Origin of the sequence: Azospirillum sp. B506, from assembly GCF_000333595.1 — a bacterium.
Classification (GTDB): Bacteria; Pseudomonadota; Alphaproteobacteria; order Azospirillales; family Azospirillaceae; genus Azospirillum.
This window is the reverse complement of sequence record NZ_BADK01000854.1, coordinates 1-5019: the sequence shown is the minus strand read 5'-3', so window position 1 is coordinate 5019 and position 5019 is coordinate 1. Positions and strand designations below refer to the sequence as shown.

Annotated in this window: 7 protein-coding genes and 1 pseudogene; 5 read left to right on the top strand and 3 right to left on the bottom strand. The window is 69.3% G+C overall.

Annotated elements, in window-relative coordinates:
• The first annotated feature begins 75 nt into the window (after window positions 1-75).
• The 3 genes from I71_RS26595 to I71_RS40190 all read left to right on the top strand — a co-directional run bounded on the left by I71_RS26595 (window position 76) and on the right by I71_RS40190 (window position 1191).
• Entirely contained in the window at window positions 76-375 is a 300-nt protein-coding gene (locus tag I71_RS26595) for a glycosyltransferase family 9 protein (protein WP_042701056.1), read from the top strand.
• Between the two features lie 73 nt (window positions 376-448).
• On the top strand, window positions 449-913 hold the full coding sequence (locus I71_RS40195) for an urea carboxylase-associated family protein (RefSeq protein ID WP_244434069.1): 465 nt from the start codon (window positions 449-451) through the stop codon (window positions 911-913).
• A complete protein-coding gene (locus I71_RS40190; RefSeq protein ID WP_244434068.1) occupies window positions 910-1191 on the top strand; it encodes a hypothetical protein in 282 nt (93 codons plus the stop codon). Before I71_RS40195 ends, I71_RS40190 begins: the two co-directional genes overlap by 4 nt.
• A gap of 28 nt (window positions 1192-1219) precedes the next feature.
• Here I71_RS40190 and I71_RS26585 read toward each other — a convergent pair whose 3' ends face one another.
• Window positions 1220-2119, bottom strand: coding sequence for a LysR substrate-binding domain-containing protein (locus I71_RS26585; protein WP_042701054.1), 900 nt, complete (start codon window positions 2117-2119; stop codon window positions 1220-1222).
• A 143-nt stretch (window positions 2120-2262) separates the two neighbouring features.
• On the opposite strand from I71_RS26585, the gene I71_RS26580 reads away from it, so the two are divergent.
• On the top strand, window positions 2263-2691 hold the full coding sequence (locus I71_RS26580; protein ID WP_042701052.1) for a VOC family protein: 429 nt from the start codon (window positions 2263-2265) through the stop codon (window positions 2689-2691).
• 31 nt (window positions 2692-2722) lie between these two features.
• On the opposite strand, the gene I71_RS26575 is transcribed toward I71_RS26580, so the two are convergent.
• Entirely contained in the window at window positions 2723-3673 is a 951-nt protein-coding gene (locus I71_RS26575) for a LysR family transcriptional regulator (RefSeq protein WP_307189033.1), read from the bottom strand.
• 64 nt (window positions 3674-3737) lie between these two features.
• On the opposite strand from I71_RS26575, the gene I71_RS26570 reads away from it, so the two are divergent.
• The gene (locus I71_RS26570; protein WP_244434067.1) at window positions 3738-4481 is read left to right on the top strand and encodes an SDR family NAD(P)-dependent oxidoreductase; all 744 of its coding nucleotides are present in this window, start codon (window positions 3738-3740) and stop codon (window positions 4479-4481) included.
• Window positions 4482-4506: 25 nt separating this feature from the next.
• Here the strand turns inward: I71_RS26570 and I71_RS26565 are convergent.
• Window positions 4507-5019: pseudogene (locus I71_RS26565) on the bottom strand (heme ABC transporter ATP-binding protein); the annotation flags it as partial.

Genomic DNA, 5019 nt, shown 5'->3' with positions numbered 1-5019 from the left:
CCGGGCGTGTCCTGGGTCAGCCTGCAGAAGGGGCCGGCGGCGCCATAGCGTGACGGCACGGCGATCCACGATCCGATGGCCGGGGTCGCCGACTTCGCCGACACCGCGGCGATTGTCCGGCAACTCGACCTGGTGATCGGGGTGGACACCGCCGTCATCCATCTCGCCGGCGCCCTGGGCGTGCCGGTCTGGGTGCTGTCGCGCTTCAGCGGCTGCTGGCGCTGGCTGCTCGACCGCAACGACAGCCCCTGGTACCCGACACTACGCCTGTTCCGCCAGCAGCGTCCCGGCGATTGGGCGCCGGTGGTGGCGCGGGTGCGCGAAGAGCTGTTGCGCGCGGTGCGTTTCCCTCGCCATGATCGCGGACCCGCCTGAACACAGAGACATTCCCCAAGGTGTCCGCGATGCCCAGCTATCCCGCCGCCTATCAGGAGCAAGGGGTCGGCGCTTGACGTCGACCGCGCCTTCTACGGGCGCATCGGGGCGGAGACGGCGGGGCGGGATCTGGTGGACAGCGTCGTCGTGCCGATCCGCTCCGGCCGCGCCTGGACGGTGCCGGAACGGCCATGTCTTCCGCATCGTCACCATCGAGGGACCGCAGGTCGCCGACCTCAACATCTGGAACCGCCACAACCCGCGCGAACGCTTCTGGGCCTCGCGCACCCGGCAGATCCAGCAGGCGCGTGTCAGCATTTTCGACCGGCTGTGGTCGACCCTGCCCTATCTGCGGCCGCTGGCGACCATCACCCACGACACGCTGGCCGATTATGGCATCGACGAGTATGGCCGCCGGGTCCACGATCTGCTGGGCACCCGCTGCGATCCCTACGTCAACCGCATGCTGACGGGGGAGGATTTCCACCACCACTGCCACTCCAACCTGACCCGCGCCGTCAGGACAAGTATTTCATGAAGGCCTGCCCGGCCAAGAAGGGCGATTTCCTGGAGTTCTTCGCCGAGATCGACCTGCTCTGCGCCCTGTCGACCTGCCCCGGCGGCGACCTCAGCGTGCCGTTGTGGGGACCGGACTCCCGCGACCCGCTGGAGGTCTGCCGTCCGCTGGGCGTCGAGGTCCACCGGCTGGACCCGGCGTTGCTGGCCGGCTGGTCGTCGCCCGAGGTCGCGGCCTATCGCGGCAACCACGGCCTGACGCTGCCGACGCCGCCCTGGGAGCAGAAGGACCCGGCCTAGACGCCCCCCCGGCCTTCAGACGCTCCCCTCAAACGGCGGCGCCCTGCTCCACCTCGGTCAGCAGCCACTCCTTGAAGCGGCGGACCCGGCGCGCCCGCTCGGCACCCGGCGCGTGGGCGATCAGGTAGCGGCCGCGCGGCCGCAGCGTCTCGGTGAAGGGCTGGACCAGCCGGCCCGACGCCACGTCGTCCCCGACCAGGAAGACCGGCAGCAGGGCCACCCCCATGCCGGCGGATGCCGCCTCGATGATCATGAAGAAATGCTCGAAGGCCAACGACAGCGCCGCCTCCGGCAGGGGCAGGCCGAAGGCGGCGAGGTAGACGCGCCAGGAATCCGGCCGGGTGGTGTGCTGCAGCAGCCGGTGCTGCGCCAGATCGGTGGGGTGGCGCAGCGGCGGCCCCTGGCCCAGCAGCGACGGCGCGCAGAAAACGCCCATCGTCTCCGGCATCAGCGTCGCCGTGTCGGCCCCCGGCCACGCCTCCACCCCGTAGCGGATGGCGACGTCGATGCGCTCCTTGGCGAAATCGACGCGGTGCTCGCCGATGCTGACCTCGACCTGGATGTCGGGATTCTCCGCCTGGAAGCGCTTCAGCCGCGGGATCAGCCAACGTTGCGTCAGGGTCGGCAGCGCGCTGACCCGCAGCACCCCGCCCTCCTGTGCGCGGGCCGCCCGTGCCGCCACGGCGATGCGGTCGAGCGCCGCCGACGCCTCGCCAAAGAAAGCCGCCCCGGTCGGCGTCAGCTCGATCCCGCGGCCGACGCGGCGGATCAGCTCGACCCCCAGATCGGCCTGGAGGGTCTGCATCATGCGGCTGACGGCGCCCTGGGTCACCGACAGTTCGTCCGCCGCCCTGGTGAAGCTGAGATGGCGGGCCACCGCGACGAAGCTGCGGACGGCATTGAGCGATGGCAAAGGGCGTTCGGGCATCGGCAAACCGAAACATGAGTTGAACTCATAAATCTTTGCCCGAGAACTCGTTTGTCAAGTGTACGGGGATACGCTCTGCTGGGAGCACCAACAGCCATCCTTGGCAGCCACCTGTCCTACGGTCGCGAAAGGCCAATCCTCCGATGACGACGCTGACGCCCTTCCACATCGCCTTCCCGGTCGACGATCTGGCCGCCGCCCGCCATTTCTACGGCACCGTCCTGGGTTGCCCGGAGGGGCGCAGCAGCGACGAGTGGATCGACTTCGACCTGTTCGGCCACCAGATCGTCGCCCACTTGAAGCCGCGCGATCCCAACGCCGCCCCGGCCCACCACAACCCGGTGGACGGCCATGACGTGCCGGTGCCGCATTTCGGCGTCGTGCTGCAGCCCGCCGACTGGGACGCGCTGGCCGGCAAGCTGAAGGCCGCCGGGGTGAAGTTCGTGATCGAGCCCTACACCCGCTTCAAGGGTCAGGTCGGCGAGCAGTCCACCATGTTCTTCCTCGACCCCGCCGGCAACGCGCTGGAGTTCAAGGCCTTCGCCGACCTGTCGCAGCTGTTCGCAAAGTAACCGGGTCGGGATTCCTGCCGGCGGGCCGTCCCTACGGATAGGCCCGCCGGCACACCGCCGCGATGGTCTCGCGCAGCCAGCGGTGTGCCGGGTCCGCCTGCAGGCGCGGGTGCCAGATGGCGGAGATGGCGAAGTCCGCCGTCCTGACCGGCAGATCGAAGCTCTCCACCCCCCAGCCGGCCGCCAGCCCGTTGCCCAGGCAGGAGCGCGGCACGGCCGCGATCAGGTCCGACCCGGCGGCGACCCGGATCGCGTCGGGATATCCCGGAACCACCAGGGACACGCTGCGGCTCAGGCCCAGCTCCGCCAGCGCATCGTCGATCGGTCCGTGGAACGCGCCCCGGCGCGATGCGGCGACATGGCTGCAGGCGGCATAGCGCTCCGGCGTCAACGCAGCGGCCGCCAGGATCGGATGCCCGCTGCGGGCAACGCCGACCAGCCTGTCGCGAAACAGACGCTGCGTCAGCAACTCGGGCGCCGAGGTGCCGAGCACGCCGATCTCCAGGTCGATCCGCCCATCCCGCAGCGGCTCCGCTTCCTTGTCCGGCTTCGGCACGAAGCGGAGGCGGACATGGGGAGCGGCGTCCGCCACCGCAGCCATCACGGGCGCCGCCAGCAGCTCTACGAAACTCTGGCCGGCGCGGATGGTGAAGGTGCGATGAACCGACCCGAGGTCCAGCCGGCCGGCGGCAGGCTGGAGAAGCGCCTGCACATCGCGGCAGAGCGCATGGACCTGTCCGGAAATCTCTTCGGCATAGGGCGTGAGAACGAGGCCGCGGCCGGCCTGGACCAGCAGCGGGTCGCCCGTCACCCGACGCAGCCGCGCCAGCGTCCGGCTCATCGCCGAGGGGCTAAGGCCGAGACGGCGGGCGGCACCCGTCACGCTGCGTTCGGCGAGCAGCGCGTCCAACGGCCGGAGAAGGTTCAGATCGACGGCCTGCATCGGCGCAGGATAGCCGGAAGGCAGGCCGACGCCTAGCACCAAACGCAATCGTTCTTTGCGTCCTGTGCGTCTGGCGCACAGAAGGATCGGCGCGCATATCGGCATGGACATCAACAGCGAAAGCCGCGATCCCATGCAACGCTTCCCCACCGACTCCCGCCCTAGCATTCTTCTCGTCGGCGCATCACGCGGCCTCGGCCATGCCATGGCGGCGGAATTTCTGAAGAAGGGCTGGACCGTCCTCGGCACGGTGCGCGGTGCCGGACGGACCGACCTGCACGATCTGGCCGACGATCATCCCGGCCGGGTCGAGATCGAAAGCCTGGACATCTGCGCGCCCGATCAGCTGGCCGCCCTGCACGACACGCTGTCGGGCAGGATGTTCGACATCCTGTTCGTCAATGCCGGAACCACCAACCGCGATCCGTCCCAGACCATCGGCGAGGTCTCGACCGACGAGTTCATCCACATCATGCTCACCAACGCCCTCGGCCCGATGCGGGTCATCGAAAGCCTGGAAGGCAACGTCTCCGCGACGGGATTGATCGGGGTGATGTCGTCCGGGCAGGGCAGCATCGCCAACAACCTGTCCGGCCAGCGCGAGCTTTATCGCGGCAGCAAGGCGGCGCTGAACATGTTCATGCGCAGCTTCGCGGCGCGTCAGGCCGGCACCGGCCGCGCGCTGGCGGCGATGGCGCCGGGCTGGATCCGCACCGCCCTTGGCGGCGAGGATGCGCCGCTGTCCATCGAGGACAGCATTCCGAAGCTGGTCGATGTCCTCCTCGCCAAGCAGGGCAGGCCCGGCCTGGAGTATCTCGATTATCAGGGCCGGACCGTTCCCTGGTGAGGGACGTGGTGAAAGGCGGCGCCCGTCACCCGCAGCCCGCCATCATCAGCCCCAGCGTCTTCTCGTCGGCCTGGTCCGGCATCACCTCGCCGACGATGTGGCCGTCGAACATCACGACGATGCGGTCCGACAACGCGCGGATCTCGTCCAGTTCGACGGACACCAGCAGGATCGCCTTGCCCTGGTCGCGCAGGGCCACCAGCCGGCGGTGGATGAACTCGATGGCGCCGATGTCGACGCCGCGGGTGGGTTGGCCGACCAGCAGCAGGTCGGGGTTCCGCTCGATCTCGCGGGCCAGCACGATCTTCTGCTGGTTGCCGCCGGAGAAGTTGGCCGCCGCCAGCGAGCCATCGCGTGGGCGGGTGTCGTATTCCTCCATCCGCCGGGCGCAGCTGGCGGCCACCGCGTCGCGGTCGAGCAGAACCCGGCCGTTCCAGGCCGGATCGTCCTGGAAGCCCAGGATCGAACATTCCTCGGCCGAAAAACTGGTGACGAGCCCGACCTTCTGACGGTCCTCCGGCACATGCCCCACCCCCAG

What these genes read in the sequence shown, in the direction of transcription:
- I71_RS26570 (WP_244434067.1), top strand. Translation starts at nt 3,738, where the DNA reads ATGGACATCAACAGCGAAAGCCGCGATCCCATGCAACGCTTCCCCACC.
- I71_RS26580 (WP_042701052.1), top strand. Translation starts at nt 2,263, where the DNA reads ATGACGACGCTGACGCCCTTCCACATCGCCTTCCCGGTCGACGATCTG.
- I71_RS26595 (WP_042701056.1), top strand. Translation starts at nt 76, where the DNA reads ATGGCCGGGGTCGCCGACTTCGCCGACACCGCGGCGATTGTCCGGCAA.
- I71_RS26585 (WP_042701054.1), bottom strand. Translation starts at nt 2,119, where the DNA reads ATGCCCGAACGCCCTTTGCCATCGCTCAATGCCGTCCGCAGCTTCGTC.
- I71_RS40190 (WP_244434068.1), top strand. Translation starts at nt 910, where the DNA reads ATGAAGGCCTGCCCGGCCAAGAAGGGCGATTTCCTGGAGTTCTTCGCC.